At 72.4% G+C, this 392-nt stretch carries 1 pseudogene; it reads left to right on the forward strand.

What is annotated here, in order from left to right:
* Positions 1-392: pseudogene (locus AC1DYG_RS20445) on the forward strand (DEAD/DEAH box helicase); the annotation flags it as partial.

Below are 392 nucleotides of genomic sequence, written 5' to 3' on the forward strand. Positions count from 1 at the left end.
GCATCGTCGCGCCGGGCCGGTACGGCAAGCGGCGTTCGCCCGCGTCGAGCGACCGGGAGCTGGCGACGCTGCGGCGGGCCCTGCGCTCGCACCCGTGTCACAGCTCGCCGGATCGTGAGCAGCTCAACCGGATCGGCGAGCGGTACAACAAGCTCGCCCGCGAGACCGAGACGCTGCGGCAGAAGGTCGCCGCGACCACCAACTCGCTGGCGCGCACCTTCGACCGGATTCTCGGCCTGCTCGGCGAGCGGGACTACATCGAACAGGGCGAGCTGGGCGCCGCCGGCGCAACCGGCCACGGCATCACCGAGAACGGGCAGCGGCTGGCTCGGATCTACTCGGAGAGCGACCTGCTGGTGGCCGAGTGCCTGCGCCACGGCGCCTGGAAGGGG

It is taken from the genome of Pedococcus sp. P1_H8 (assembly GCF_056405175.1).